This is a genomic window from Candidatus Hydrogenedentota bacterium (assembly GCA_012523015.1).
In the GTDB taxonomy this organism is placed as follows: domain Bacteria; phylum Hydrogenedentota; class Hydrogenedentia; order Hydrogenedentales; family CAITNO01; genus JAAYBJ01.
The window spans coordinates 1-3,149 of the sequence record JAAYJI010000099.1; the positions used below are offsets into that span (position 1 = coordinate 1).

Genomic DNA, 3,149 nt, shown 5'->3' on the forward strand with positions numbered 1-3,149 from the left:
CCCTTACCCGAGTAAATTTTACGTGATCCCCTCTTATTAGATAGTGAATCCTTGAGTACAGAACGTTAAAATATAGATTCTATAGAATTTATATTCAGTTCAATTTATTATAAAATATGGGAATAGATGATTATGAACATTTCAAATGCTTATGATGAAATAGCCAATCGCGTGAAGGACGCTCTCTTGACTGCATTCCGGAATACGAATCATATAGAAGCTTTTATGGAACAAATAGAAGATCGCGGAAGTGGCAGGCTCATGAAATATCTTGAAGATATTACCGAAAATTCCCACAGAGAAGAGGAAGAAAATAATATCAATGAAATTGAAATCCCGGAAATTGATGATGCCACTGCACAAGACCAACTTGCGCGTCTAAAGGAACTTTTTGAAAAAAATAAAAATAACACCTTGGAAGAATGTGCCCAATTACCCCCCTGTTATGGCTCTATTTGGCGATTGAAACGTAATGTTAAAGATGTTTTTCCCATTCCGGATATCGCATTACTTGTCGAAACGCCCGAAGAGGGCGATAAAGTCGTTCAGGCAATTCCGCTTCACTATTTTCCCGACTTGGCCGTAGAAACCGATCTGGTTTTTCAAAAATGTGCATTTCACACCGATCTTGTCGCTTCCTTATGGAATGAACAACCTGTAGCAATAGAGCGCTTGGAAATTTGTAACGGTCACTTAACCGATGCTGAATTGGATATTTTAGATGCACAGCTATTAGAAATAGACAACCCGGAACCGACAAAACTTGACACAGAGCGGTCTATTCTCACACTCATGAATCCAAAAGCGGTTTTCCAAGAATTTATGCTTCTTGCTACAACCCCGCTTCGCGTGGAAGCACTCGACATATTGAGAGCTCAAAAAGAAGAAAGCGAGGAACATAATGTTGTCCTCTTTGATTGGGATACAGTGTTGCAGAAGCTTGAAAAGAAACATAAAGCGATGGGTATTGAACCGTCTCGTGTCCCTACCGCTTTAGCGGCCTCGGGCGATACAGAGAAACCAAAGGCCGTTGTTCCCGTATCTATTAAAGACCCGGAGATTCTACTTCATATTTCGCAACCAACCAAGAACAGCTTACGTATAGAAGTTGCCGGTGGCGCACCAGATGCCCTCGAACGCATGAATGGCGCTGTAATTTTGGACGCGGACGGCAAAGAGCTTGCCACATTAACCGATCTTAAAGCAGATATAAAACTCGATAGCGACGCGCCCCACACAAAAATCTGTATCAGGCTCAGAGATGGACAATTCATCACGGGAGAAATACCGAATGAGTGAGGCATTCCCTCTAATATCCGCGCTTGAAAAAACACCCGGCTTATTGCGTCTCTTACCGATTGACGCCCTAAAAACGGTGATGGATTTCACTCCCCCCGAAGGTGATCTGTCTCTTCGTATTCGGGTTGAGGCTGCCGCACGGCTTTGGTTATATTGCGGTCTTCAGGAAGATCAAGAGGATTGTAAACGCTGTTTGCAAATCATTGAGAAAACCGAAGGAACAGATTCCGCCCAAGCCATTGATGAATGGGCTAAAGACCAACATCTCAATCGTCGCTATTCCATTGACGACTCACGTCTTTCCGCTTCTTACCAAAATACGTTGAACCAACTTCTTGCCGAATGGAAAAATGCCCACGGGGCAGGCGTATTCATTAAAAAAGAATCCTCTTCACTGCCTGTTGCGACAGCAGCGATATTACCCTTCACCATTTCAGATAATGAACTTTCCGCCCCGACAGTCCATACGAAAGACCGCCTACCTCTAAACTTATTAAAAGACGGTGTTGTTCAAGGATTTCTCACGGCAAAATCGAGCAAATTTAAAAATCCTACCGTAACCTTTAACACTCTCGTAGGTGAATGTAGCGACCTTCTGAGCGAAGAAAGCCTGGGTTTAGCAATCGTAACCGCTATGGAGCGCCAAGAAAAGGACGATGATGACGGTTCCTTGAAATGCTTGGCTTCGGGAGTACTTACCGACACAGTCTTGTGTTCAGGGGAAGAAGAATTTTATTTAAAAAAATATCACTTGATGAAAAAAGTAAACCCTAAAAAGATATTTCTCCCTGAATTTGGAGTAAAGCCTGAAGATAAATGTCGCGATATTTTTATCAATCCTACAGAAATGAAAGAAGAGGTACAACGGCATATCGCGGATATTAATCACCCCCATATTGACGACCTACAAAATGAAGTGAAACAAATCAGCTCTTGTATTTTAAGCGGTCGCATTGATCATAAAAAAGCCGAAAATCGTTTAAATCAAATCCTTAGTTTGGTAGATGAAAACGAGTGTTCGAACAACAAAAAAGATAACGTTCGGGCTCTCGCCCAATTGCATCTGGCTGCTGTTTATAATCATTTGGGCAAACCAACTTTAGCAAAAGATTGTATTCAAAAAGTATTGCAATCACGCCTTTCTGACAACGAGAAAGCTTGTGCTTTTATTCGATTTGCTGTTACGCTTACTGATTTTCATGACTATGAGGAAGCCTTGGAGGCTTTAAACGAGGCAGAGTGCCGCATACCGAATGATTATGATAAAGATGAGCGACTCATGCAACTGTATGGAACGCGAGGACAAGTCTATATGTACAAGGGACTTCGCTCTCACCGGCCTGAGGACAGAGACAAAGCCTATAGTGAAGCTTATTCTTGCTTCAAGAAAGCACTTGATTCCGCAGAAACTGACAAGGACAGGGATCAAGATAAGACCTATATTTATTTAGCAAAAGCATTCTATCGACCTCGAGATATCACCAAGACCTTTATTGAACAAAAATATCCCATTTCAGAAACCTCTGAAAGCCGCCCTTTTTTCATCCGAAGCTTATGGCTTGCTCCCTATAGAGCTTTCTTAGAAGGTATACAAGGAGTTTTTTTGCCCAATTCATATAGCATACCATCTCAAGATAAGAATATTGCGTGGGTTTATGCTACGACGCTGAAGTACCGAGGCACTTTGTTTGCCGCAGCCGGAGATTATGAGAAGGCGCACAAGGATTTTGAGAGCGCAACAAATCAATTAAAAGACTCAAAGGCTTTCATCCAAATCATCTATTTAAGTGTATTGGTCCAGGCCGGTGAGAGTTTGAAGGTTGGTTTGCCGGACAAGGCGAAGATCTATC

The 3,149-nt window shown here is 42.2% G+C and carries 2 protein-coding genes; both read left to right on the forward strand.

What is annotated here, in order from left to right; all coding sequences use genetic code 11:
* Window positions 1–132 precede the first annotated feature (132 nt).
* Window positions 133–1,299 (forward strand): hypothetical protein, encoded by a 1,167-nt coding sequence (locus GX117_04380; protein ID NLO32580.1) that lies wholly within the window; start codon window positions 133–135, stop codon window positions 1,297–1,299.
* Window positions 1,292–3,149 (forward strand): tetratricopeptide repeat protein (locus GX117_04385; GenBank protein NLO32581.1); only part of this gene is annotated, 1,858 nt, incomplete at its 3' end. The genes GX117_04380 and GX117_04385, both read left to right, overlap by 8 nt.